The sequence below is a fragment of the Litchfieldia stipae genome, from assembly GCF_014837155.1.
GTDB lineage: Bacteria > Bacillota > Bacilli > Bacillales > Bacillaceae_L > Litchfieldia.
Map to the genome: position 1 here is coordinate 139,725 of NZ_JACYHA010000001.1, position 25,202 is coordinate 164,926.

Here is a 25,202-nt window from a genome sequence, read left to right on the forward strand (position 1 = left end):
TCCTCCTCTTCTTATGTAATATCAATTCCTACTTTAGACAGCATCTCTAAATCTGTCATTTCAGCCATTCCATTTACAGAAACTCTACCATCAGGATGGATTCTAATTTCTAGCTTGTTATTTATATTTACTAATATTTTCTCAATGTCCTTGTAGAAGTTTGATAAAAATCGATATTGCTGATTTTTTGATCCAACCCATGGTCTACTAAGATCGTGTTGACTTTGGATATATGGACCATCAATTAATAAATCGGTATACTCTAACAAACGATTCCACTGTTGATTATTTGCAATCGTAATATTTTCATATTCATAACCTGTGAATGTCACAATCGAAAGCCCCAATTCTCTAACCCACTCTGCAAGAACACTAAGTTCCTTCGCCTGACTAAAGGGCTCACCTCCTAAAAAAGTGACTCCTTCAAGAAGAGAATTTTCTTCCAAAGTACTCTTAATATCTTCAAATAATTCTTCCACGTCTATAAGAGTTCCACCATCAAATGCCCAAGTATGCGGGTTAAAGCAACCTTCACACTTTATTGGACATCCCTGCACCCAAATACTGTACCTAAGCCCAGGCCCCTCTACTCTTGTCGTCTTAACCACTCTCGAAATACGAATATTAGACAATTAAACATCACCTACTTTATGTACATTTGAAGCATGCTCACATGAGAAATTCTATTATTCTACTTCAAATATCTACATTACATTTTAGCATAATTGTCTTTTTTTTACTTTCATAATTACCATTATATGTCTAAAGAACTACCATCAAGCAACTTCCTGCTCAATTAGCACTAGTACGAAACCATTCAACAACTACATAACAAATACGATTAAAAAGACCTTCCATTTTTCTCTGAAGGTCTTTTTGTGTGAGATTAATGTTGTTTATTGAAAAGTCTAGTACCTAGGTATTGTTAACAATGTACTAGACATATGAACTACTACAATCGCTCTCATTTATTTAACTTTAGTATCACATCATATAGTAAGTAAAAAAGATTTCTTTTCAATTACATCTCTTATTGTTTGAACACTTTGTTCGGTTGATTGATTTGTTGTGTCAATAATATTGGATTCATAGATACCCAAATTATTAAATTGCTCCCACATTTGTTCTACTAATTCAACATGAGTATCTTCGTCCAATTTGGTACGATTGATTGCTCGATTCATTGTTTCTTCTTTAGTAGCTCTTAAGACAATATAATGTACTTCATAATTTTCTTGTACAACTTTTAACCACGGCTTTAAGAACCAAGGACCAACAACTCCATCTATAATTACATCGTATCCACCACGCGCAAATCGTTTTGCGGCTTTCAAAAAAGCTTCAATAACAACTAAATTTTGTTCTTGTGATTCCGGTAAATATGGAGGTATTGCCCCTTTTTGTATATATTGATAAAAATCATCTGTGTGCATATGTACAGACTTTGATAAATTAGACTCTTTAGCAACAATAGATGCTGTTGTACTTTTACCAGTCCCAGGTGAACCAGTAATTATAATAATTCTGCCTTGTTTCATGGATTTTCTCCCCCAATCAGTTTACGCCGTACAGTTATAAGCTTATTATAATTTTCTACAAAATGCCCGTTTGTGGAAGACTGAGTTTATAAAAATATATCAATTCACTACATAAAAATCACATGACTTCCCCTTTTGTTACTAAAAGTGGAAAATCTTAATTTACACAATACAAATATCCTTTAAGAACAAAAAAGGCACATTCCAAAAAAATGAAATGTGCCTTAAGGCTATGATCCGAGAGGGATTCGAACCCCCGACCCCATCCCTGTCAAGGATGTATTCTCCCACTGAACTATCGGATCATTATAAAAAAATGTACAAGTGATAGTACTCTAATATAGTAATATCAAAAGATGATTTTGTCAATAATATTAAGTTATTGTAAAAAATATAACTTATTTTATTAAAAATTATTTGACATATTTTCTAACAATAAGATATAAATATTAATAGGGCAACTTGAACGCAAAATTGAATATCGCTGAATCCCTAATTAGGGAGCGGGGGAACCAAATTGTGCAAGTAATTCTGCACACGGGGTGTATCCTTTAAGTTTAAGGTAGGAGTCTCTTCATCCGAATCCGACAGCTAACCTCGTAAGCACTAGGAGAGAGAATCCTATCAAAGTAACTTGTCATTTTTGATTCTTAAGTAATCAAGCCACGAGCCAATCTCTCGTGGCTTTTTATTGTCTAAAAAGCCTCTCTCCCACTTTATAATAAATAAACTCTTGAATTTTCATATTTGCCCTATAATCTGACAACACTAGAATGAAGGAGGTTCTATTATGAAATTGAACTTAACTGCAAAGATTGTAATTGGTTTAGTACTTGGTATCTTAGTGGGAATTATAATTAATCTATTTATGCCAAATTTGTTTGAACCAATTAATACTTGGGTATTTGAACCACTGGGAAAAATATTCTTGAACTTTATTAAAATGATTGTTGTTCCAATTGTCTTCTTCTCAATCACGTTAGGCGTCGTAGGCTTAGGTGATCCGAAAAAGCTCGGGAGAATCGGTGTTAAAACCATTTTATTCTTCGTTGTGACTACAACAATCGCTATTTTTATCGGACTTGGTCTAGCAGCTGTTATCCAACCAGGTGAAGGAGGGAACTTTGATCTTGAAGGGGCGACCTATGAAGCACAGCCTGCACCACCTGTTGTTGACACTTTATTAAATATTATCCCTACAAATCCGATTGCTGCAATGGCACAAGGTGATATGCTACAAATCATTACTTTCTCTTTATTTATCGGGCTTGCATTAACGATTTTAGGAGAGAAAACAAAAGGAATACATCGTTTAATAGAACAAGGAAACGACATCATGATGTATTTAGTTAATCTCATTATGAAGTTCGCGCCATATGGTACATTTGGACTTATCGCAACTGCGGTTGGTGGGCTTGGCTTCTCTGCACTAAAAGCCATGTTCCTCTATTTCATTGTTGTATTTATCGCACTTATCATCCATACAATCGTAACGTATGGTTCTGCTGTAGCTGTTTTAGGTAAACGAAATCCGATTACTTTCTTTAAGGAGTTCATCCCTGCAATGACTGTTGCCTTTAGTACTTCAAGTAGTAGTGCAACACTTCCTGTATCGATGACAACTGCTCAAAAGAATCTTGGTGTTCCTAAATCTATTAGTAGCTTCGTTCAACCACTTGGTGCAACTATTAACATGGACGGAACAGCGATCATGCAAGGTGTTGCTACGTTATTTATCGCTCAAGCTTTTGGAGCTGATTTAACTGCTGCACAAATCCTAACGGTTGTGTTAACTGCTGTATTAGCTAGTATTGGAACTGCTGGTGTACCTGGAGTGGGATTAATTATGTTAGCTATGGTATTACAGTCTGTAAATCTTCCTGTAGAAGGAATTGCGTTAATCATAGGAATTGACCGCCTATTAGATATGACAAGAACTGCAGTAAATATTACTGGAGATGCTGCTTGTGCTGTTGTTATTGCTGAATCTGAAAAGAAGCATGGCGTCTCAAACTAAATACAAAAAAAGATGCTCAGAATCCTGAGCATCTTTTTTAATTCGGTTGTAATCTTTTTTTCATAAGCATTTCTTCAATATTAATAGGTAGTGACGGCTTTCCATAGAAATAGCCCTGCATTAGATTACAGCCATTCGCTTTCAGAAAGCTAACCTGTTCCATCGTTTCAACACCTTCAGCAATGACTTCCATATTAAGATTATGTGCCATCATAATGATCGTATGAATAATGGCTTTTTTTGATTCAATGTTTATTTTACGAATAAACGATTGATCAATCTTTAAGATATCGATTGGAAATTCGTCTAGACTTCCAAGCGAAGAATAGCCTGTTCCGAAATCATCCATCGATATTCTAACTCCTAATGAGCGCAATTCTTGTAATTGCTTCATTGTATTCTCCACTTCGTTCATAGCAATGGATTCAGTAATCTCTAGCTCAAGATATTTAGCCTCTAGTTCTGTTTTCTTAAGAGCCTTTCTAATGACGTGAACTAGACTATTACTCTCAAACAAACGAATAGACATATTGACTGAAATCGGAATATTAATTAAATTGCTATCTTGCCAGCTTTTATTTTGCCAACAAACTGATTCAAGCATCCAATGTGTAATTGGAACAATGATTCCAGTCTCTTCAGATATAGGAATAAATTCCATTGGAGAAATCAGGCCTAACTCTGGGTGATTCCATCTTAACAGTGCCTCAAGACCAACCATTTTATCCTGATTAGAATCCCATTTAGGTTGATACAGAATAAAGAATTCTTGATGGATCAATGCTTTCTTCAAATCCTTTTCTAGTGCCATTCTACGAATTTGAACATCTTCCATTTCTTGAGTGAAAATGGATGCTCCATTCTTACCATTGTTCTTTGCGTGATACATGGCAGTGTCTGCTCTTCTCATAAGAGATTTACGGTCAGTTCCATGAATAGGAGAGGTAGCTATACCTATACTTGCTGTAATGTACAATTCATTCTCTTGTATAAAACAAGCCTTAGTGATGTCTGACAGGATTTTATGTGAGAGGTCTAAAAGTTGAGTCTCTTTAATTTCTTTTGTAATAATTAAGAATTCATCTCCACCTAATCTAAACACCTCTCCACCATGCCCAACACAGTTTTTTAAACGCTTAGCAACTTCAATCAATAATAAATCTCCAATGTCATGTCCTAAAGTATCATTTATCGTCTTGAAGCGATCAAGGTCAATAAACATGATGGATCCATGTACTTCTTTCTTGCTATCAAAGTAATCAAGCAAGCCATTTCGATTGAGAAGTAGAGTTAGTGAATCACGATAAGCCATTTTTTCAAGTAAATGTCGATCTAAAAAAATGGCAATCCAGGAAATGACCAGTATAAACAACATGACAAATGAAACACCTAGAACCATATAGCGATTAACTCCTGTTGGTGTATGGTGCATTAAATGAGGATCTTGAATGTGCATACTAGTTGCTGACATCCCCGTATAATGCATTCCACATATAGCAACACCCATAATAAGAGCACTAATCATTTTCCATGTGTAATTTTTTCTTTGATTACGGAAACGAATAAATAGAAACAAGGCTGCATATGCCGCTACAAAGGAGATCATAGCTGAGAGAACCCATAAGAATGGATCATAGGTAATGCTAATTTCTGTTTGAATCGCAGCCATCCCAATATAATGCATCGCAATAATACCGCACCCCATAAGAAAACCTGCAATTGTAATAGAAAGGAGTCCTTCGTTTTTGCGATATGTCACAACGCAAAATGCAATATATGATGCTATGACTGCTGAAATAGCTGATATTAAGGTTAAAAAGGGATCGTATTGAAATGAGATAGAACTATATGAGGCAAGCATACCTACAAAATGCATTGACCATATACCACTTCCCATTACTAACGATCCTGAAATCATCCATATTAATCTAATCGTACCTTTACTACTATATATTTTCCCCATCATATTTAACGCGGAATATGAAGCTAATACTGCAATGAGATAAGATAAAATGATCACCCAGTTATTATAATGTAAATCTAATTCATGTATCATGGAATCCTCACTAATCCTTTTATATAAATCTAATTCTATCACATCATATATCGGATTAAATTGGAATCTTTAAAGCACCATCTAAAAATAAAACGGATGTCCCATCACGAAATGAGTGATACTTTTGGGACATCCTCTCAATCTATTATTCTCAGTTTAAACTGGTGAACGATTTGAAGTGATTTCAACCTTTTCCAAAGCAAGCTCAAAATCCTTCAGTAAGTCTTCTACACTCTCTAATCCAACAGAAAGCCTCAATAATCCATCTGTGATCCCTCGCTTATATCGTTCTTCTCTCGGCATAGCAGCATGTGACATTTTGGCTGGATAAGATAGGATCGATTCGACGGCACCTAAGCTGACTGCAAAAACCGGAATCTTCACATGTTCAACAAAAGTTCTTGCAGCATCTTCATCCTTTAATCTAAATGATAATACGGCTCCAGGACCGTTAGATTGACTCTTCTGAATCTCGTAGCCAGGATGCGTTTGCAACCCAGGAAAGTACACCTCTTCAATAGCCGGATGGCCAATCAGCTTGTTTGCCAGTTCAATTGCTGTTGCCTGAGATTGCGCTAATCGAACATACAAGGTTTTCATTCCACGTAATGTCAACCATGCATCCTGAACTCCTAAAACCGCACCAAATGAGTTCTGAAGCTTATACAACTGCTTTCCTAGTCCCTCATCCTTCACAACCGCTAATCCAGCAAGGACATCACTGTGCCCTGCTAAGAACTTTGTGGCACTATGTAGGACAACGTCTACTCCCAAATCCAACGGCCTTTGAAGGGCCGGCGTTAGAAATGTATTATCTACAAATGTTAGGCAGTTATTCTCTTTTGCTAATTCAACAAGTGCTTTTATATCAATAATCTTCAATAATGGATTAGAAGGTGTTTCAATATAGATTAATTTTGTATTTGATTGAATACTTGCTTTCACTTCGTCTAGCTTTGTCATATCAACAAATGTATAACTGATTCCAAAGCGAATTAGAACGTCAGTTACCATACGATATGTTCCGCCATAGACATCTTCAGTGATCACAACATGATCCCCTTTTGAAAGCAATAAGAAGGCAGTAGAAATCGCAGCCATTCCTGATGAAAAGGCAAAGCCCCTTGTTCCACCCTCAAGCTCAGCAATCGCTTCCTCTAATGCCTGACGTGTTGGATTACCCGATCGACTATAGTCAAATTCACCAAACTGATCAAATTTCGATTGATGGAAGGTTGATGCATGTTGAATTGGCACACTTACTGCCCCTGTCGCAGGATCGAACTTATGCTTGTTATGAAGTAAATTTGTTTGAATTGAAAAGTCATTGTAGCTCATATTACCCCTCCTTCACCTTAGATAAGCTTTGTGATAAGTCTTCAATAATATCCTCTACGTTTTCAACACCTACAGAAAATCTTAATAAGCGATTACACACGCCATTTTTTATACGTATTTCTTCAGGGATATCCATATGAGTTTGTGTCGCTGGGTATGTGATGAAGCTTTCAATTCCACCTAAGCTTTCAGCAAATGAGATCACCTTCAAGTTTTGTAAAAATGCATTCACCCAGTGTTCATCCTTTATTCGAAATGAGAGCATTCCACCTTTTCCAGGGTATAGTACATCAAGAATATCCTCATGTGCTTCAAGGTACTCCGCCACTCTAATCGCATTCTCCTGATGCTTATTCATTCTAAGTGATAAAGTCTTCATCCCACGGATTAATAACCAAGAATCAAAAGGAGATAATACAGCTCCACTTGCATTATGATTCTGACCGATTGTTTCACAAATCTTTTCATCCTTGGCGACCACTAGTCCTGCTAATACATCATTATGGCCTCCTAAATACTTAGTCGCACTATGGATGACAATATCTGCTCCAGCATCTAGTGGTTTTTGAATAATTGGTGTGTAGAACGTATTGTCAACAATCAACAACAGATTATGTTTCTTTGCAATGGCAGCGACTGCCTCAATATCCGTTTCCTGCATTAATGGATTGGTAGGTGTTTCTAGAAAGATTGCTTTCGTTTCACTCTTAATCAACGCCTCTACCTCTTGGCTGTCTTTAAAATCAGAGTATTGAAACGTGATTCCAAATTTTCGCCAGCCTTGTTCAAACAGACGATACGTACCACCATATAGGTCTGATGATACGATTAAGTCATCTCCTTGCTTAAACAAAGACATAATTGTATGAATAGCAGCCATTCCTGAACTAAATGCAAAGCCTCTTAAGCCATTTTCAAGTGTGGCAATTGCATCTTCTACAATCTTTCTCGTTGGGTTTCCTGTACGAACATAATCAAACCCTGTTGACTGACCGATACCTTCATGTCGATAAGCAGTCGAAAAGTATACGGGTGGATTAACAGTACCAGTTACCGTATCACTACGATTCCCAATTTGTGCAAGTGTTGTTTCAATATTTAGCTTTGTCATTATGTATTCCCCCATTATATGTTTCTTGCAAAAATAAAATAAAAAAAGCCAACTTATAAGAAGAAGGCTTTTTGATATTTGAGCTTCTCCTTATCTTTCGAATGTACTTTACATTCGCTGGATTTAGCACCTGATAACGAATTACTCTCGTTAGTCGGTTGCTGAAGCTTCATAGGGCCAGTCCCTCAGCTTCTCTTGATAAGTGTTTTGAATATTTTATTATTTTTTACTAATTTAACTTATTAACGGATGTTTTGCAAGGATTATTTTAGTTTTCTTATATCCTCAATGATTTCTTCAAATGGAGTAGCAGCTACTGCATCATATTGTTTAAGGACTGTTCCACGCTGATTCACTAAATAAATAGAAGTACTATGAACGAACTGATTCGACCCTTCTATTTGCGCTGCAGGGGATAAAAAAGATGTGTTTGCAAAGCTTTCGATTTCAGCTTGGTCATACCCTGTGACAAATTGCCAATTTGTGAAATCTGCATCCATTTTTTGTGCGAAGTCAACCAAAACATCAGGTGTATCATTTTCTGGATCGATACTAAAGGACACAAGTTGAACTTCCTCTAACCCTTCCATTTCTAGTTCATACTGTAATTTGGCCATCGTTGCTGTCATTGGAGAACAAACAGTATCACAATTCGTGAAGATAAAGCTAGCTAACCATATATTCCCTTTTAGTTCATCAACATTAAATGGTTCTTCATTTTGGTTAACAGCTTGAATCTCACCTACAGTTAAATTCATCGGAAAGGTTTGCTCAATTTCTTCGATTGAAGGTTTAGTAGAACATGCACCTAACAGTATCACAAAGATGATTAGGGCAGACATTTTTTTTGCTATCATATATTTAGCTCCTTTCATGAAAAGAAGTGCTGAGAATTACTCAGCACTTGCAGTTAATGTTTCTAAAAATTGTAGGTCAATTAAGTTTGCAAAATCAGGCTTTTCTTTAAGGAATTTTAAATCATGTGATGAATCTGCAAATTGTTGAATGACTTCAGCATCTACATCTGTAGTGTAACGAATTTTTTCCCAAGCCATATCTACAACTTCTTTATCTAAATCTTGTTTTGTTGTTTCTTTAATGCTATCAATTGTGATTTGAATTGATTCTTCTGGGTTTTCATTGATAAATTCAACAGCTTGATTATGTGCTTTTACGATATTCTCGATTAATTCTTTGTCTTCCTCAATTGCCTTATTGCTTGTTACAAGAATTGTATTTGGTAGAGTTTCACCAAATGAAATGTTATTGCTATCTACAATAATTTTTGCACCAACGTCTTTAACTAATTGAGAAGCCCATGGCTCTGGTACAGCCGCTAAATCAACTTTACCTGACTCAAACATACCTGCATATTGAGCTGGGTTACCAGTTAAATGCTTTAATGTTCCACCGATACGAGCAGATGTAATTCCGTAATCCTTTAAGAAAGTTTCCATTTGAACATCATGTGTACAACCTACACCAGGAGTTATAAATGTTTTACCAGCAATGTCTTCGATTGTTTCAATTCCACTATCAGCACGAGCAACAATATGTGTCCCACCTGAAGATGCACCTGCAATAATTTTCACATCTGCACCATTAGTATAGTTATTCATAACAGGTCCTGGGCCAACTAAGCCAGCATGAATTTCACCTGTTTTAAGTGCAGTCATAAATGCTCCACCATCAGGGAAAGTTAAATATTCGATTTCAACATTTTCTCCAAGTTCATCTGTGAAATAACCTTTCTCACGAGCAATCATCGCTGGAGCGTGGTCAATATTTGGAAAATAACCGATAACAACCTTCTTCTTAGCTTCAGAACCGGCTCCATCTCCAGCTCCACATGCTGCAAGAATACCTGTTACTAATAGCAATAATATACTTAATAAGCTTATTTTCTTTTTCATTATAATTTCCCCCAACATTTATTAATTATCTAATCCCCAACGCTTCATCACATTTTTCTCTATTCGTTGGAAAACAAATAAGTCCATAATCGATCCTACTGTACCAATAATAATCATGACACCAATCACTAATGACATGTTCCCAAAGTCAGAAGCAAATCGTAATGTGTATCCTAGGCCTGGTCCTGTACTTAATAGTTCACCAGCCATTAATGCTCGCCATGCAAACGCCCATGCTAATTTCAAGCCTGTAATGGCATATGGGATAGACGCTGGGAATGTAACTCTTACAAATAAATCAATCCCCTTTGAACCCATTGTTTGTGCGGCTTTTACGTAAAGTGGATTTACGTTCTTAATACCAGTTCTCATATTAATCGTCATTACAAAGGTTGCCCCAAGAACGATGATAAAAATAACTGAAACTTCATTCATACCAAACCACATAATGGCAATTGGTAACCAGACAATACTAGGAACTGTTTGAAGTGCAAGTACTAAAGTACCTAGCGTTTCATCTGCTGTCTTCGACTTGGCAAGTAGAACTCCGAGGGCTGACCCGAGAAGGACTCCTATTCCAAGACCGATAAATAATCGTTTGAAGCTTGCTTGCAAATCATACACTAATGTCATATCTGAGAACCCGATATAGAGCTCTTGAAATACTCTTGAGGCTGATGGCATCAGTGATTCCGAAACGCCACTTACTCTGACGGCTACTTCCCAAATAATTAATAGACTTGCAAAAAAGGCAATTCGTTTAATTGCTCGCATATGATAATTCCTCTTTCACAACTTTTTCAATTTCTTTTTCTAATAGCTTCAAGATTCTTGATTCTAGTTCAATGATTTCTTCGCGTGCATTCGCTCGAGGACGAGGAATATCTACTTTAATATCTTCAAGAATTACACCTGGCCTTGTTCCCATGACAAGAATACGATCCGATAGTTTAATTGATTCTTGGATACTATGGGTAACAAACAACACGGTTTTTTTCGTTTCAAGCCAAATTTTCTCAAGCTCTACATGTAATCTTGATCTTGTTTGTTCATCTAACGCTCCAAAGGGTTCATCCATTAATAATACTGTTGGATCCATTGCTAATGCTCTTGCGATAGCAACCCGCTGCTGCATCCCACCTGATAATTCATGTGGAGAATGCTTCAAATAATTACTTAATTGCACCATTGACAAATACTTATGTGCAACCTCCTGTGCTTCTTTCTTGCTCATTTCCTTTTTTAAAGGAAACATGACATTTTCTTCGACAGATAACCATGGAAAAAGTGCTGCTTGCTGAAATACCATGCCACGTTCTTTTCCAGGCTTTTTGATTGGATTTCCTTGGAGAAGAATTTCACCAGTTGTCGGTTTTACTAAACCTGCAACCATTGATAGTAAAGTAGACTTCCCACAACCCGAAGGTCCAAGGATTGATACAAATTCACCTTCATTGACTGACACATTTATATCAACTAATACATCATTAACTACATTTTGGTTTGTATATTGTTTTGAAACCTCAGTGAATTGTAAAAACACTTCGATTCACCCGCTTTCGCATAAATCTTATTAGTTTAATCGGATTAATAATATTTATTATATATAGTATGTGGATATTGTCAATCATTTATTATTGCATATATAATTATATTTTATATTTCGAAAATTCTTACAGGCGATTCACTCAAGCTACCTACTTCAAACAGCTTGAAAAACAAACCACATTATAAGTTATAATAAATATTATAGGATAGTTAAAACATCATCCAGTATGGGGGAACATATTATGAAGCAACAAAAAGGAACAATGAAAGAACTTATTGTGACTAGTCATTTTCTAAATGAAGAAATAGAATTAATGGTCTATTTACCAGCGAATTTCTCTCCATTGTATAAATATCAACTCTTAATAACTCAGGACGGTCAGGACTATTTTTCCTTAGGTAAGATCCAAACAGTTGTTGAGGAGCAAATCCAAGCAGGGAACATTAATCCCACTATCATTATCGGAATTCCCTATAAGAATGCTCAAGACCGCTGGAACAAATATCATCCAGATGGGTTACTACATGAGCAATACATTCGTTTTCTAGGCGAAGAGCTCCTTTCAATCCTAGACGAAGAATTCCCAACCTTCCAAGTAGGATCAAGTCGGATATTAATTGGTGACTCCTTAGGCGCAACAATTTCTTTATTGACAGCTCTATCTTACCCAAATAGTTTTGGTAAAGTCATTCTCCAATCACCGTTTGTAAATGACCTCATCATAAAAAAAGTTTTAGAGTTTAATACACCTTATTTAGTTGAGGTATATCATACTATTGGGACAGACGAATCAGATGTAACTACCACACATGGGGAAGTCATAAATTTTGTTGATCCTAATCGAACACTCCATCAAGCATTCAAACAAAAGAATTACATATACTTTTATAATGAAGACACAGGAAATCACACCTGGACCTACTGGCAACCAGCCCTTCAAACGATTTTGAAAAGAATGCTATCATCATAAACATTCTATATTCACCTTGTAAGGTTTGGTATAATTAGAGTATTCTTTAGAATAAACAACTATTAATTAGGAGGAACTTACTATGAAATATGGCATCGCTTTCTTCCCTTCAAAGAAACTTCAAGACTTAGCAAATTCATATCGGATGCGTTACGATCCGCATTATTCATTAATTCCACCACATGTTACTTTAAAGAATCCTTTCGAAGCTTCAGATGAAGAGATTACATCCATTTCAGCTGCTCTTCATGATATCTCAAAGAATCATGAATCAATTTCATTAAATGTATATAAGATTAGCTCCTTTTCCCCAGTAAATAATGTAATTTACTTAAAGATTGAATCGAATCAAGCACTTGAAAACTTGCATTCTGCTCTACATTCAGGCTACTTCAAGGATAACGCAGACTATGCATTTGTTCCTCATATTACGATTGGTCAGAATCTTTCAGATGACGAACATTCAGATGTATTAGGTCAATTAAAAATGACAACCGTTAATTATCAAGAAACGATGGATCGTTTCCATCTTTTGTACCAATTAGAAAATGGATCATGGACTGTCTATGAGACATTCCAACTTGGAAAGGACTGCTAATATAGACATGGAAGTACTTGTAGTTACAAATGAACAAACATTAAAAGATGCTTATACCGTTCGACATGAGGTATTTGTAAACGAACAGCAGGTTCCTGCAGACATAGAAATTGATGAATTTGAAAATACTTCTACCCATGTTGTTCTTTATGACAAAAATCATCCCGTTGGAGCTGGACGATTTCGTGTCATTGATGGAGTTGGGAAGGCTGAAAGAATTTGTGTCCTGCCCTCCCACCGTAAACTTGGAGCAGGAAGAATCATTATGAAGAAAATTGAGGAAGTTGCAAAAGAAAACAAGCTACATAAACTTAAGCTAAACGCACAAACACATGCAGAACCATTTTATTTACAGCTCGGTTACCAAACCGTATCAGATGTCTTTATGGATGCCGGTATCCCGCATGTGACAATGACAAAGGAAATTTAATTTATGCGAGAATAACCAACAGGTTATTCTTTTTATTTGGCTGTGTTCTCAAAGTTTGTTGTTGTTTTGAGATAAATAATTGAGAATGAGATTTCTAGCAGCCTGAATACACTTAAGACTCCCGTGGGATGCGTGGGTCCCCACAGGACGCGGAGTGTATTCAGGCTGCGGTATTAAAAGCAACAATATATACGAAAACACCTTTTATTTTTATCATAAAATAGGAAAACTTTGCTCATCCTAAAGATGAGGTGATGGGATGGAGTTTCTAAGAATAGGAACTGATTTAATTGTTGGTTTTATTAGTTTGCTGATCATCACAAAAATCATGGGTAAGACACAAATTACCCAAATTACACCTTTTGACTTTATCTCAGCTCTCATATTGGGAGAACTCGTAGGTAATGCAGTGTACGACAAGGAAATTGGTACTGTACAAATTATTTTTGCCGTTGCACTATGGGGAGGATTAATTTTCATGGTAGAGTTAATCACTCAAAAATTCAGGAGAACACGCTCTTTTTTAGAAGGTACCCCAAGAATCGTCATACATAATGGAAAAATAGATCGAGAAGAATTAAGAAAGTCGAAGCTGGACCTTAATCAACTTCAACATCTACTCCGTGGGAAAGGAGCATTTTCTTTACGAGAAGTAGAATTTGCCATTTTAGAAAATGATGGATCAATTAGTTTACTAAAAAAAGCTCCATTTGCTCAGCCTACACGTAAGGACTTAAACGTGGAAGGTCCACTAATTAGCTTACCTATTTGTCTAATTAGTGACGGTGAAGTCATTTGGGAAAATGTGCAGCATATCGGATATGACGACAATTGGCTTAAGGACCAAATGAAAACCGTTGGTGCAGGGAGTTATCGAGAAATTTTATATGCTGAATGGAAAGAGGGAGAAGGCTTGTATATACAAAAGTCTTAGCCCTTCTTCTTTAATTACCACCTTTTGGTATGCAGTTATTATACTACTACTCTATCTCTAGTTTTGTTATGATAGGATTTGACTTTATTTTTAAGGAGATTCTCCATGCAAAAAGCATTATTAAACAGTCAAGTCTTAGATTTAAGAGAATTACCAAGAGAACAGTACCAGATTCTATATGAATCAGGGATCCATGGTAAATTAACATGTGGATGTTGTGGTGAACAAGTTAAGTTGTATTTAGGTATCCATCATTCCCCTCATTTCTATCATCATTCAAAGAGCAGTACAACTAGTTGTTCGGACTATATGGAATCCCTTAAAGGTCCCAATCCAATCCTAATTGAAGATGAACCTCAATATATCGAACAAAATGGTTTTATGATTCCGAAATCAAGAGCCATACAATCGACAGCTACTATTGAAAAGACAACAAATTGGAAGGCACCGAAAGCAATCAAGAAATTATCTCCTTTTGAAATGCCCGAACAATTGAAACAAGATTCTAAGCTTCTTAATCTATCATTAGATACATCACAATACCATGCTGTAACAGCTAATGACGGACCTTTATTAATCGTAGCAGGAGCAGGTAGTGGTAAAACACGAGTATTGACATCTAGAACGGCCTATTTAATAAAAGAACGTAATATTGATCCTAAACAAATAATGCTCGTGACGTTTACGACGAAAGCCGCAAGTGAAATGAAAGAGCGACTAATCAAATATGCAGGTTTAACAAACCAACAAATAAATTCATTAGTAACAGGCACCTTTCATAGTATTTTTTATAAAATCATCACCTTCCATGAACCTAACCGTTGGAGAAGAAATAATCTATTAAAATGGGATTACCAAAAAGAACAAATCATCAAAGAAGCAGCACGAGAATTAGCATTAGACGAAAAGGAATTTGCCTTTGACCAAGCCTTGCAGTTAATTGGTTTTTGGAAGAACACTCTCCTCCCTCCTGACCTAGTAAAACCAAAGGACCAATGGGAAGAAAGAGTACTATATATGTATCGTCATTATGAAAAGAAAAAGCTTGAGCATCAATTATTTGATTTTGATGATATGTTGGTCGGATGTTATTACTTATTTAAGGAGCAGCCAGACATCTTAACACGGTATCAAGAAAGATTTTCTCATTTTTTAATTGATGAATTTCAAGATATTAACAAAGTGCAATATGAAACGATTAAACTACTATCCGAATCTACACGAAATCTTTGTGTCGTCGGTGATGATGATCAATCAATCTATGCCTTTAGGGGTAGTGACCCTACCTTCATGCTCGATTTTGAAAAAGACTATCCAACTGCAAAAATTGTAACCCTATCTCAAAATTATCGTTCAACACATTCAATTGTTGCTACAGCGCATAAGGTTGTCACTCGCAATCAACGGAGAAGAGAAAAAATAATAAGCGCTTCTTTTGATAACACCACGACACCGCTTTTGTTTTTCCCATTTGATGAAGAGGAAGAAGCGACAATGATTGTTACAGATATTAAAGAAAAAATTAAGAATGGAGCAAATCCTACTGATTTTGCTATCCTATATCGCACGCACACTGCTGCACGTGCAATATTTGAACGTTTATCACAATCAAACCTTCCATTTAAAATGGAACAAGATAGTGATTCTTTTTACAATCGGCGTACTGTAAGAGGACTACTCGCCTATCTTCACTTGAGCATTGACCCAAACGACACGAAAGCGATTGGTTCTGTCCTTTCATCCCTTTTCTTGAAGCAAAATGTATTAAACGATTTAAAGGCATTTAGTATATTGGATGATTGTTCGTTAGTGGAAGCACTTGAAAAGCTTACTACTATTCATCCATTTCAACAGAAGAAGCTTCAAAAAATCGTGCCTTTATTTGCTCGTTTAAAAAACCTTTCCCCCTTATCAGCGATTGAAATGATTGAAAAAGATATGGGGTTTGGAGAATATATGAAGAAGAATGGGAATGAAGGAAACACGATTGAAAGAGGATCAGATGATATAAGAGATCTTAAAGTTGTCGCAAAAAAATTCAAAGAAGTTAACGACCTTCTAGAGCATGTAGACCATATGAATGCAATGAATATAGAAATGAAGCAACTTAGTAAACATTATACAGATGCAATTCAATTACTCACGATTCATCGTTCAAAAGGACTCGAATATAAACATGTCTATCTTTTAGGAACAGTCGATGGAAGTATCCCTCATGACTTCGCTCTAGATTCACTTAGAAACGGAGACCGTGATTCTCTAGAAGAGGAACGCCGTTTACTTTATGTTGCTATGACTCGTGCAGAACATTCCCTAACATTATCAGTTCCTGAAATGCGGAGAAACAAACTAGCGCAACCATCAAGATTTATTAAAGAATTCCTGTAATACCATCAAAAAGAAAAAATGCCTCATCACTCATGATTGAGGCATTTTTGTTTTACTTTTTATTTAACATTTTTGCAATTGTGCCAAAATCAAGTTTTTGGTCTCCACTTACAATTGAATTCACAATTTTGTCTTCCATTTGTTTTGGTACTGGCTTGTTGGCAATTCTACTTACTCTTTTCACAATAGAACGTACTGTTTTTTCATCCTTAAAATTAGCATGCTGAACTGAATTAGCAAGTTCAAGAACATCTTTCATGTTCACACCTGTTTTTTTCTCAATATTATTAAATAAGTTATTATCCATTTTTATAGCCTCCTTACATTGTGTTATATTTTATGAAGCTAGTGAAGAATACGTGAGACCCTTTCTTGAAAAAAGGCATGTTCAATATTAGCTACATATCTTGGATTATTTCGGCTCAAAGCGATTCTCCATTTCAAATTGTTTTTTCCTTAACCAATGATTTACTTTTTCAAATCGTTCCTCAAAGTCGCTTTCAAAACTAGCTGCTTTATTACTTAGGTCATCTAGACCTTTATCAGTTCCATCTATCCATTTCTCTATTTCTAGCTGTAATTGATCGTGATCCTTATAATAATTATTAAAAAACAGCTCAACCTCTTTATTTAACCTTTTCATCAGTTACATTCCTCATTTCTAACCTTTCATATCTTATGTAGATAACAGATGCATTGTGTTTAGATAAGCACAAAAAAACCGAGCTTTTATAGCTCGGTTTTTTATCCTTTTGGTTTAAAAAAAATAGCACCTATAAATCCAAAAATAATGGCAGCTGAGATACCTGAACTTGTTACTTCGAACATACCTGTGAGGACCCCGATAATACCATGCTTCTCTGCTTCCTGTAATGCACCATGAACAAGAGAGTTCCCAAAGCTTGTAATCGGAATCGTTGCACCAGCACCAGCAAAATCAATCAATGGTTCATATAAGCCGAAGCCGTCAAGAATGGCCCCTGCAACAACTAAACTACTGAGAGTATGCCCTGGTGTAAGTTTGAATACATCAAACATGATTTGACCTATTAAACAAATCGCTCCTCCCACTATAAACGCCCAAAGAAAGGATTGAAACACACTTATTCACCTCCATATTCTATTGATACAGCATGAGCAATACATGGAATCGATTCTTTTTGTTGGAAACTAAGCGGTGAAAGAAGCGCTCCAGTAGCGACGACAAGGATTCGTTTAAAGTCCCCACGCTTCATTCGGTTCAATAAATGTCCATACACAACCGTAGCCGAGCAGCCAGCACCACTTGCACCTGCTAATACAGGTTGATCCTTCTTGTAAATTAACAATCCACAATCCTGGTACTGCTCTTGCCCTATCGATACACCTTGTTTTTTAAGTAAATCATATGAAACTTCGTGACCGATTTGACCAAGATCCCCAGTAACTATTAAATCATAATAAGAAGGATCAATATTACGGTCATTTAAATGAGTAATAATGGTATCTACTGCAGCAGGTGCCATGGCTCCCCCCATATTAAAGGGATCTGATAAACCCATATCTACAACCTTACCAATTGTTGCAGAAGTGACGACTGGACCATCTCCTTCTTTTGCAAGCAAAGCTGTACCAGCTCCAGTGACGGTCCATTGTGCAGTAGGTGGTTTTTGTCCTCCATATTCAGTTGGATACCGAAATTGTTTTTCAACCGCGGCATTATGGCTAGAAGCCCCTGTTAACAAATAATCTGCACCACCATAATTAACAAGGTAAGCTCCAAGTGCCAACCCCTCCATTGATGTCGAACAAGCACCAAATAAGCCTAAATAAGGAATTCCAAGTGTCCTAGCAGCGAAGCTCGAAGGAGTAATCTGATTGATTAAATCACCCGCTAGGATAAATTTCACTTGATCCTTTTGAATTTTGGCTTTTTCAATCGCTTTATATGACGCTTCTTCAAACAATACTTTATGTGCTTTTTCATAGGAGTCTTCACCGATCCATAAATCATCGTGTAAAATGTCAAAATCCTCAGCTAATAATCCATTGGCTTCAAATGGACCACCTACTGTCCCAGTAGAAAGAATGGTAGGCTTATTGTGATATACCCACGTAGACTGACCTTGAAGCATTACAAGCCACCCCATTTAATTAGTAAGGTTTTAATGAGTGCTACGATAAAAGCTGAAAATGTTCCAAATAAAACGACCGAACCGGCTAACTTAAACATATTTGACCCCACACCTAACACAAACCCCTCTGAACGATGTTCTATGCAGGCTGAAATCACGGCATTCCCAAATCCACTAACCGGAACAGCACTGCCCGCCCCTGCAAATTGACCAATACGATCATACACACCAAAGCCGGTTAAAAGCATCGCTATAAAAATAACTGTAGCAACAGTTGGATTCCCAGCTGTCTTTTGTGTGAAATTAAAATTATAAATATAAAATAATTGAATAGCCTGTCCAATTGCGCAGATAAACCCACCAACTAAAAAGGCTTTTATGCAATTCGCAATTACAGGACGTTTTGTTTCATGCTGTTTCTGAAATTGTTGGTATTCTTTCTTTGATTGGTTAATCTTGTCCTTACTTTGCTTTGACATATTCGCTACCTTCCCTTATGTTTGTTCATGACTTAACTTAATTATTTTTGACATTCTCTTATTAATTTCTTTCTGCTGGGTAGTTTTGGATGAGAATTGTTTTTTTATCCTTTCTGTTTCAACAAAAATTTTTAAATCACTTGAAGCAATAATTTCAAACTCAGGAAATTCTTTTTGAAGCTTTTTGTTAACCTTCTCTTCAATTTTCTTTGTCCTAAACTTTGAAAATTGCTTAATTTTAAAACCAACTAAAAGCTGGTCTTTGTTATTGACTGCAACAACATCGGTAATTTCGTTAAATTCTGACAGCTCTTTTTCTGCATTTTTTGAAACACTCTGCTCAATCGTTTTTGAGCCGTCTGATTGGAGTGTTTGCATCCCTTCCCCTTGACTCAAATTATTCTCTTGATTTGCACAACCACTCACAAATACCACCGTAAAAGCCATAAGTACGTAAAGTTTCTTAAACATACCATCAATCCAATCTGATTTATAATTCCATGTTATGTACTACCCTTTTATGATTCGTTATTTGATCAAAATTATGAATACTGTTTTTTCCAATTTGAATAGGTCGCTGGTTGTACTGTGGCTTATTTTTTCCAGGAGAAGCAAAAAAGGGGTTATATTGTAACCTGAAAGGCATAATAAAAACAGGCTTTTAGCCTGTTTTTATTTATCTTCTCTTTTTCCCACAGCCACAGCCTTTTTTTCTTCTTCTACCGCTTACTTTGCTTGATTTTGATACATATTTAGCTTCAGAGGAAACCTTCATTTCTTTTTTCTCCATTTTACCTTCCTCCTTTATTCTATTTATTTATAGTGTATGATTTACAAATTACTCTTGTTCCAAGGAGCATAAATAATAGTCTCTAGTCTATAAATCTACTGACTATTAATTCTATGATTGCTGCTACCCCAGCAATTGCAAGGATCATAATCACTGGTCCTACAAGCTCAAAATAGAAAAACCAAAGCAAATAAATAAATCCTGCGCACCACATTCCAGTACACCAATAGCAAGCCAATAATTCCCCTATCCATGCACGGATGCCTTTTCCCTTTACTTCAATATAGGTAATTATTTCACCATCCGCTTCAACTTCCTCCACTTCTCTTAAGAAGGGTCTGCGTGCAAATTCAGTAATTTTATCGAAGACAATAAGTCTTGTGAGCCTAAAGCTCGCAAAACACAGCATCACAAAATCAAGCCAACTAATGATCACATTTCCCATTCCTTTCATCAATCATCATTTGGTTCTCTCTTCACAGTATATTGTTTAAAAATCGCCTTTAGTCCTTAAAGCATAAGTCTAATCATTCATTAAAAATGTGTGTTTGACGGAGGTGGTATGTCCCTAACAAATCCATTAAATATGCATTTAATAGAAGTATAAGCGGAAAGGAGGAGTTAAAATGAGTAACGGGAATGTAAGTCCATTTGGCGGTGGCTTCGCCTCAGATGACACTGTTCTTCAAGGTATGAATCAAATTAATAAAACGTCTCAACAATCATTTGAATCTATTCATATTATCGATTCTTGTGATATTGAAGTAGAAACAACTGATACTCAGGTAGCTGTTTCATTACAAGCAGCTCTTCAAGTGGCTATCGCAATTGTTATTAGTCTCACAATTGCAGACGATGCGCAAGCAGAGGCTGTCACTCAACAATTATTACAGGGAACTAAAACAAAACAAGCAAATAAACAAAAATTAGTCATAGAAGGATCAAAAAATATTAGAGTACAAACTACTGATACAGATGTCGCAATCTCCCTTCAAGTTTTACTACAAATTCTACTAGCATTAGTCGTACAAATTGATATTCTTTAATCTAGGTTTCTATTCTTTCTAAAGGGCATCAGTATATGATGCTCTATTTTACGATAAAAACCCATTTATGATGTTTTCTTTAAAGAGATGGGATGATGTCCCTTACTAAACCAAAGCTTGTGAATAGTAATATATGGAGACTTTTAGTGAAAGAGGTGAAAAACAATGGGTAAGAACAAAGAAAAACTAACTGAACTATCATCAACGTTAATGGAGTTTTTTGTTGCTGATGTGTTCCGTAAGAACAATGTAACAACGGATGCGACTAATCGCCTTTCTGATGAGCAAAAAGCTAAGATTAAGGGAATCGTAGAAGATTTAAAAACACAAGTAGATGAATTTTTAGCTGGTAATTCTTCTGATGTAACTCCTAATCAAGTGAAAGACGCATTACAGCCTAAGAAGAAAACACTAAGAGAAATCATTCGTGAGAAAAAACAAAATGATACTGACAATGAAACACCAACTGAGTAATCCCAAAAATGTGCTTAAACCACAGGGCATTGTCCTATACCAAAATGCTCTATCAAACATCTAATAAAGTATATCAGGAAGGAGGAATAAAGCATGGCAGAAAAACCAAAAGCATATAGATGGCAGGCTCTTGATACAAAAATGGAGCATCCAGTCACTCAAGCAACAGAATCTTGTGATACAAACAATGATTCTACTGTTCATCAAGAAGAAGGTCAAGTAAATAAAGTAAAACAAAGTTCTGAAGAAGTAATCATCATTAAGGACTCATGTGACATCGAGGTATCAACAACTGATACTCAGGTTGCTGTTTCTCTTCAAGTAGCACTACAAGTAGCAATCGCTATTGTTATCAGTATTTCTATTGCTGATAGTAATCTAGCTGAGAGAGTCACTCAAGATCTACTACAATCGTCAACGATCAAGCAAGGAAACTTCCAAGAATTAGTCATTGAAAACTCCAGACAAGTTAGAGTTACAACAACAGACACAGATGTAGCAATTTCACTTCAAGTGCTAATTCAAATCCTTATTGCGCTAGTCGTTCAAATTGACATTTTATAAGTACAAAACAGCAGAGGCGAAAAGCCTCTGCTGTTTCATTTTGTATGTTTTTAGAACCAAGAGAAAGGTCTACGAGTTTCCTTCTCGACATCAACGTCTGCTTCTGCTTCTACATCTACTTCGACTTTTTCATACTCATCCATTATAACGTTAGTGTCAGTTTCAACCTCCATATCCTGTGCTTGAACTCTTCCAAGCCAAGGATCCCAGCGCCCCTTATTTCTTCCTTCGTCAATAATTTGAACCTCGTTAGCATGAATAATAAGCTTATCAACATGAATTTCCTGTGGTTTTCTCTTGCCCATTCTAGTCCCTCCTAAATTTATAACTAATCGGTCTATACTATGCCCCGAGCCTTGATTGGTATAGGCCAATTCATTAAGAGTTATGATTTATTATTATTCGATGCATATTTTTAAGCCTAATATCTTTCACTAAAGACAATCACCCACACCTCCAACCGGAATTTTCATACTCTATTAATGACTAGAAAAGTCAATTTATTCATAAGGAGATGAAATGAATGAGCTGTGGAAAAGGTCGTTATGGTAGCTGTGTATGTGATGCCGTACAACAAATTTTAGATGCACAAGAAGCAGTAGAAGATAGATGTCCTACTAGTTGTTTCGAAAACCTATTATCACCAGCTAACACATTAGGAGATACTGTTCCTTTTGTTTTAACTGGGAAGAAGGGTGAGCTATTCAAAGCATTTGGAAATGTTGGTGGATTTTCAGATGATAACCTTTGCTTTGAAACAATCTTCTTTAGAGTTGAGAAGCTAAGAGGATGCTGTGCTACATTATCTCTATTAAGAGCTTATGATTCTACTGGAGATACAATTAACGTATGTTCACCGTGTGACAGAGACTTATATGGACTTGAAAGAACGAACTTCTGTATGGAAGTAGACTTAGATTGCTTCTGTGCAATTCAATGCTTAACACCTCAATTAGTTGATCGTGCTTTAGATGTACAACAACGTCGTAAGCATCATCATTAATCAAAGCTTGACCAGTGGATGACTCATATTTGAGTCATCCACTTTCTATTTTAGATAGAGGTTTTTGCCTATTTTATACAAGTTAGGGTTTATACCCAACACTAATTAACTTGTACCCCTATATTCTATAGAGACGGTAGGTCATATCACTAAATTAATAAGACAGGAGTGGCGAATATAATGAGTATGGATTTAAATTGTGTTTGTGATGCAGTGCAGAACATCGCAGATATACAAGATGCTGTTGAGGATCGCTGTCCTACAAGCTGTTTTGAGAACTTATTATCACCAGTTGAATTTGTAGGTGATACTGTTCCATTTATGCTTTATAACCAGTGCAATGATTTATTCAAAGCATTTGGTAATGTAGGTCAGCTTGATGACGGCGATTGCTTTGAAACAGTCTTCTTTAGAGTCGAAACAATCCGTAATGGTTGCTGTGCGACACTTTCACTATTAAGACCAACAAATGGCGTTGATTTTGATTGTAAAGACGATGTTTGTGATGTTACTGGTCTAGAAAAGACAGATTACTGTATTGAAGTAGATCTTTCTTGCTTCTGTGCAATTCAATGCTTAAGTCCTCAGCTAGTTACAAATTAATCGTGTAAAAAAAAGAGAGCACCTACAGTAGAGGCTGCTCTCTTTTATTAAAATCCAAGCACATTTATTGAAGTAATCTCACTCATGTGTAATGTGATTTGTTCACCTCTAGTTCGTGTTCTAATCGATACAATATCTCCATCTAATCCAATCACTACACCTTTATAACTGTTCTCTTTTACATTAAATTCACATACAATCCTTGGCATGTTATTCGTAGTCGGCAGCTTTAATAAGTGAACGATTTTTTCTTCAATATTCATTTCATTTATTCTCTTTTTTCTTGTTTGCTTGGGTTCTTCTACGATGACTTCTGGCGTTTCTGTTTCTGCTTCGTTTACGATATGTTCATTCTTTGATGTATGTTCAGATTGTGCTTTTTTAATAATATACGTTTGTTGTTTTGATTGAATAACATTATTCACCTGATTGATAAACAATAGTGGCTTTTGTTGAGATGTCGCGTTATGCTTACCCATTATATGACTCCTCCTATTTTCATTAATAACCGTAATTAGTGTATGCCCATTATTATTCTTTGGTGTATGGCTTATTAAAAGAATTGAAGGATACCTCTACAACATCTCTCTTTCAACTACGTACTTCTTTAATAAGTGCATCATACCCTTTTGACTTTAATTCTTTGATTAGCTTCTCTGCATTCGGTTTCTCTTCGAATACACCTACTTGAACTGCATATTGTTTTGGATCCTCATTGGACTTTCTTGAAATTGAATAATAGCTACAAAGGGCTTCAACAATTGCCTCAGCACATAATTGCTGGTACGCTTTTGATTTCAATAATTGCGCTTCCTCATAGTTTGTCATAAATCCACATTCACAAAGAATCGCTGTCATCTTTGTTTCTCTTAAGACATAGAAATCTGCGGTCTTGACGCCTCGATCCTTTCGTTTCGTTTTCTCACATAATTGTCGCTGAACAAGTCGTGCTAATTCAGACGCACCTTTTGGTTTAGATGTATACATATACGTTTCAATTCCACCAGCACTATTCCATTCTCCTGAACCGAATGCATTAGCATGAATCGAAACAAATACATCCGCAGCTAACTGATTCGCTTTATTCGTACGCTCCTTTAACGGAACATCTCTTTCATCACTATGTGTGAAAAACACACTAACCTTCTCGTATTGTTCGAGTAAGGTTTTTGTAAACATCGCCACTTGACGATTGAATTCATATTCTCTTAATCCATCCTTTGACCGTTTTCCCGCCGTTTGATAACCGTGTCCTGCATCAATTACTATTTTCATTTAATTCCCTCC

At 36.1% G+C, this 25,202-nt stretch carries 30 protein-coding genes, 1 tRNA gene and 2 riboswitches; of the genes, 11 read left to right on the forward strand and 20 right to left on the reverse strand.

The features are described 5' to 3' along the window. Nucleotides 1–11: 11 nt before the first annotated feature. From nrdG to F7888_RS00635, 3 genes are all read right to left on the reverse strand, one after another. Nucleotides 12–632 carry an anaerobic ribonucleoside-triphosphate reductase activating protein gene (nrdG, locus tag F7888_RS00625; protein ID WP_191776141.1) on the reverse strand — a complete coding sequence of 207 codons (621 nt, stop codon included), beginning with the start codon at nucleotides 630–632 and terminating at the stop codon, nucleotides 12–14. Between the two features lie 357 nt (nucleotides 633–989). Then, entirely contained in the window at nucleotides 990–1,538 is a 549-nt protein-coding gene (locus F7888_RS00630; RefSeq protein ID WP_191776143.1) for a P-loop nucleotide/nucleoside kinase family protein, read from the reverse strand. Between the two features lie 233 nt (nucleotides 1,539–1,771). Further along, a tRNA-Val gene (locus F7888_RS00635) sits at nucleotides 1,772–1,843 on the reverse strand. A 167-nt stretch (nucleotides 1,844–2,010) separates the two neighbouring features. Then, a riboswitch (cyclic di-AMP (ydaO/yuaA leader) is annotated at nucleotides 2,011–2,160 on the forward strand. Nucleotides 2,161–2,334: 174 nt separating this feature from the next. On the opposite strand from F7888_RS00635, the gene F7888_RS00640 reads away from it, so the two are divergent. Beyond that, the gene (locus F7888_RS00640) at nucleotides 2,335–3,555 is read left to right on the forward strand and encodes a dicarboxylate/amino acid:cation symporter (RefSeq protein ID WP_191776764.1); all 1,221 of its coding nucleotides are present in this window, start codon (nucleotides 2,335–2,337) and stop codon (nucleotides 3,553–3,555) included. A gap of 37 nt (nucleotides 3,556–3,592) precedes the next feature. On the opposite strand, the gene F7888_RS00645 is transcribed toward F7888_RS00640, so the two are convergent. The 7 genes from F7888_RS00645 to F7888_RS00675 all read right to left on the reverse strand — a co-directional run bounded on the left by F7888_RS00645 (nucleotide 3,593) and on the right by F7888_RS00675 (nucleotide 11,516). After that, nucleotides 3,593–5,611, reverse strand: a complete 2,019-nt coding sequence (locus tag F7888_RS00645) for a bifunctional diguanylate cyclase/phosphodiesterase (protein ID WP_225228520.1) — start codon at nucleotides 5,609–5,611, stop codon at nucleotides 3,593–3,595. A 156-nt stretch (nucleotides 5,612–5,767) separates the two neighbouring features. Further along, the gene (gene metC, locus F7888_RS00650) at nucleotides 5,768–6,949 is read right to left on the reverse strand and encodes a cystathionine beta-lyase (protein ID WP_191776145.1); all 1,182 of its coding nucleotides are present in this window, start codon (nucleotides 6,947–6,949) and stop codon (nucleotides 5,768–5,770) included. Nucleotide 6,950: 1 nt separating this feature from the next. After that, entirely contained in the window at nucleotides 6,951–8,060 is a 1,110-nt protein-coding gene (locus F7888_RS00655; protein WP_191776147.1) for a methionine biosynthesis PLP-dependent protein, read from the reverse strand. Nucleotides 8,061–8,147: 87 nt separating this feature from the next. Next, a riboswitch (SAM riboswitch) is annotated at nucleotides 8,148–8,265 on the reverse strand. Between the two features lie 58 nt (nucleotides 8,266–8,323). Further along, a complete protein-coding gene (locus F7888_RS00660) occupies nucleotides 8,324–8,917 on the reverse strand; it encodes an SCO family protein (RefSeq protein WP_191776148.1) in 594 nt (197 codons plus the stop codon). A 36-nt stretch (nucleotides 8,918–8,953) separates the two neighbouring features. Continuing rightward, nucleotides 8,954–9,973 (reverse strand): aliphatic sulfonate ABC transporter substrate-binding protein, encoded by a 1,020-nt coding sequence (locus tag F7888_RS00665; RefSeq protein ID WP_191776151.1) that lies wholly within the window; start codon nucleotides 9,971–9,973, stop codon nucleotides 8,954–8,956. 21 nt (nucleotides 9,974–9,994) lie between these two features. Continuing rightward, nucleotides 9,995–10,747 (reverse strand): ABC transporter permease, encoded by a 753-nt coding sequence (locus tag F7888_RS00670; protein ID WP_191776153.1) that lies wholly within the window; start codon nucleotides 10,745–10,747, stop codon nucleotides 9,995–9,997. After that, a complete protein-coding gene (locus tag F7888_RS00675; RefSeq protein ID WP_191776156.1) occupies nucleotides 10,734–11,516 on the reverse strand; it encodes an ABC transporter ATP-binding protein in 783 nt (260 codons plus the stop codon). The genes F7888_RS00670 and F7888_RS00675 overlap by 14 nt, the downstream gene beginning before the upstream one ends. Nucleotides 11,517–11,763: 247 nt before the next feature. Here F7888_RS00675 and F7888_RS00680 point away from each other — a divergent pair, with 247 nt between their 5' ends. From F7888_RS00680 to F7888_RS00700, 5 genes are all read left to right on the forward strand, one after another. Then, complete coding sequence (locus tag F7888_RS00680; RefSeq protein WP_191776159.1) at nucleotides 11,764–12,492, forward strand: alpha/beta hydrolase; 729 nt, start codon at nucleotides 11,764–11,766, stop codon at nucleotides 12,490–12,492. A gap of 82 nt (nucleotides 12,493–12,574) precedes the next feature. Continuing rightward, nucleotides 12,575–13,090: a YjcG family protein gene (locus F7888_RS00685; RefSeq protein WP_191776161.1), complete on the forward strand. Its 516-nt coding sequence runs from the start codon at nucleotides 12,575–12,577 to the stop codon at nucleotides 13,088–13,090. A 7-nt stretch (nucleotides 13,091–13,097) separates the two neighbouring features. Beyond that, on the forward strand, nucleotides 13,098–13,520 hold the full coding sequence (locus tag F7888_RS00690; RefSeq protein WP_191776768.1) for a GNAT family N-acetyltransferase: 423 nt from the start codon (nucleotides 13,098–13,100) through the stop codon (nucleotides 13,518–13,520). Nucleotides 13,521–13,779: 259 nt separating this feature from the next. Then, nucleotides 13,780–14,454, forward strand: coding sequence for a DUF421 domain-containing protein (locus tag F7888_RS00695; protein WP_191776164.1), 675 nt, complete (start codon nucleotides 13,780–13,782; stop codon nucleotides 14,452–14,454). 105 nt (nucleotides 14,455–14,559) lie between these two features. Further along, the gene (locus F7888_RS00700; RefSeq protein ID WP_191776166.1) at nucleotides 14,560–16,842 is read left to right on the forward strand and encodes a UvrD-helicase domain-containing protein; all 2,283 of its coding nucleotides are present in this window, start codon (nucleotides 14,560–14,562) and stop codon (nucleotides 16,840–16,842) included. A gap of 52 nt (nucleotides 16,843–16,894) precedes the next feature. Here F7888_RS00700 and spoVIF read toward each other — a convergent pair whose 3' ends face one another. The 7 genes from spoVIF to F7888_RS00735 all read right to left on the reverse strand — a co-directional run bounded on the left by spoVIF (nucleotide 16,895) and on the right by F7888_RS00735 (nucleotide 20,661). Further along, nucleotides 16,895–17,149 (reverse strand): sporulation-specific transcription regulator SpoVIF, encoded by a 255-nt coding sequence (gene spoVIF, locus F7888_RS00705; protein ID WP_191776170.1) that lies wholly within the window; start codon nucleotides 17,147–17,149, stop codon nucleotides 16,895–16,897. 105 nt (nucleotides 17,150–17,254) lie between these two features. Beyond that, nucleotides 17,255–17,485 carry a hypothetical protein gene (locus F7888_RS00710; RefSeq protein WP_191776173.1) on the reverse strand — a complete coding sequence of 77 codons (231 nt, stop codon included), beginning with the start codon at nucleotides 17,483–17,485 and terminating at the stop codon, nucleotides 17,255–17,257. Nucleotides 17,486–17,586: 101 nt separating this feature from the next. Then, on the reverse strand, nucleotides 17,587–17,943 hold the full coding sequence (spoVAE, locus tag F7888_RS00715; protein ID WP_191776176.1) for a stage V sporulation protein AE: 357 nt from the start codon (nucleotides 17,941–17,943) through the stop codon (nucleotides 17,587–17,589). A gap of 2 nt (nucleotides 17,944–17,945) precedes the next feature. Continuing rightward, complete coding sequence (spoVAD, locus tag F7888_RS00720; RefSeq protein ID WP_191776179.1) at nucleotides 17,946–18,956, reverse strand: stage V sporulation protein AD; 1,011 nt, start codon at nucleotides 18,954–18,956, stop codon at nucleotides 17,946–17,948. Continuing rightward, nucleotides 18,956–19,435: a stage V sporulation protein AC gene (spoVAC, locus tag F7888_RS00725; RefSeq protein ID WP_191776183.1), complete on the reverse strand. Its 480-nt coding sequence runs from the start codon at nucleotides 19,433–19,435 to the stop codon at nucleotides 18,956–18,958. The genes spoVAD and spoVAC overlap by 1 nt, the downstream gene beginning before the upstream one ends. 15 nt (nucleotides 19,436–19,450) lie before the next feature. Beyond that, nucleotides 19,451–19,906 carry a YhcN/YlaJ family sporulation lipoprotein gene (locus F7888_RS00730; RefSeq protein WP_191776186.1) on the reverse strand — a complete coding sequence of 152 codons (456 nt, stop codon included), beginning with the start codon at nucleotides 19,904–19,906 and terminating at the stop codon, nucleotides 19,451–19,453. Between the two features lie 401 nt (nucleotides 19,907–20,307). Then, on the reverse strand, nucleotides 20,308–20,661 hold the full coding sequence (locus F7888_RS00735) for a DUF1360 domain-containing protein (protein ID WP_191776189.1): 354 nt from the start codon (nucleotides 20,659–20,661) through the stop codon (nucleotides 20,308–20,310). Nucleotides 20,662–20,851: 190 nt separating this feature from the next. On the opposite strand from F7888_RS00735, the gene F7888_RS00740 reads away from it, so the two are divergent. The 3 genes from F7888_RS00740 (at nucleotide 20,852) to F7888_RS00750 (ending at nucleotide 22,309) form a co-directional block, all read left to right on the forward strand. Next, nucleotides 20,852–21,271 (forward strand): spore coat protein, encoded by a 420-nt coding sequence (locus F7888_RS00740; RefSeq protein ID WP_191776191.1) that lies wholly within the window; start codon nucleotides 20,852–20,854, stop codon nucleotides 21,269–21,271. Between the two features lie 165 nt (nucleotides 21,272–21,436). Next, the gene (locus F7888_RS00745; protein ID WP_191776192.1) at nucleotides 21,437–21,745 is read left to right on the forward strand and encodes a hypothetical protein; all 309 of its coding nucleotides are present in this window, start codon (nucleotides 21,437–21,439) and stop codon (nucleotides 21,743–21,745) included. Between the two features lie 93 nt (nucleotides 21,746–21,838). Beyond that, a complete protein-coding gene (locus tag F7888_RS00750) occupies nucleotides 21,839–22,309 on the forward strand; it encodes a spore coat protein (RefSeq protein WP_191776194.1) in 471 nt (156 codons plus the stop codon). Nucleotides 22,310–22,359: 50 nt separating this feature from the next. On the opposite strand, the gene F7888_RS00755 is transcribed toward F7888_RS00750, so the two are convergent. Further along, nucleotides 22,360–22,614, reverse strand: coding sequence for a hypothetical protein (locus F7888_RS00755; protein ID WP_191776196.1), 255 nt, complete (start codon nucleotides 22,612–22,614; stop codon nucleotides 22,360–22,362). 218 nt (nucleotides 22,615–22,832) lie between these two features. On the opposite strand from F7888_RS00755, the gene F7888_RS00760 reads away from it, so the two are divergent. Continuing rightward, entirely contained in the window at nucleotides 22,833–23,312 is a 480-nt protein-coding gene (locus F7888_RS00760; RefSeq protein WP_191776198.1) for a CotY/CotZ family spore coat protein, read from the forward strand. A gap of 180 nt (nucleotides 23,313–23,492) precedes the next feature. Further along, nucleotides 23,493–23,915: a CotY/CotZ family spore coat protein gene (locus F7888_RS00765; protein ID WP_191776200.1), complete on the forward strand. Its 423-nt coding sequence runs from the start codon at nucleotides 23,493–23,495 to the stop codon at nucleotides 23,913–23,915. Nucleotides 23,916–23,962: 47 nt separating this feature from the next. Here the strand turns inward: F7888_RS00765 and F7888_RS00770 are convergent, their stop codons facing one another. Together F7888_RS00770 and F7888_RS00775 are read right to left on the reverse strand one after the other, a co-directional pair. Continuing rightward, nucleotides 23,963–24,394, reverse strand: coding sequence for a CotO family spore coat protein (locus F7888_RS00770; RefSeq protein ID WP_191776202.1), 432 nt, complete (start codon nucleotides 24,392–24,394; stop codon nucleotides 23,963–23,965). A 112-nt stretch (nucleotides 24,395–24,506) separates the two neighbouring features. Beyond that, a complete protein-coding gene (locus tag F7888_RS00775) occupies nucleotides 24,507–25,190 on the reverse strand; it encodes an N-acetylmuramoyl-L-alanine amidase (RefSeq protein WP_191776204.1) in 684 nt (227 codons plus the stop codon). Nucleotides 25,191–25,202: the final 12 nt, after the last annotated feature.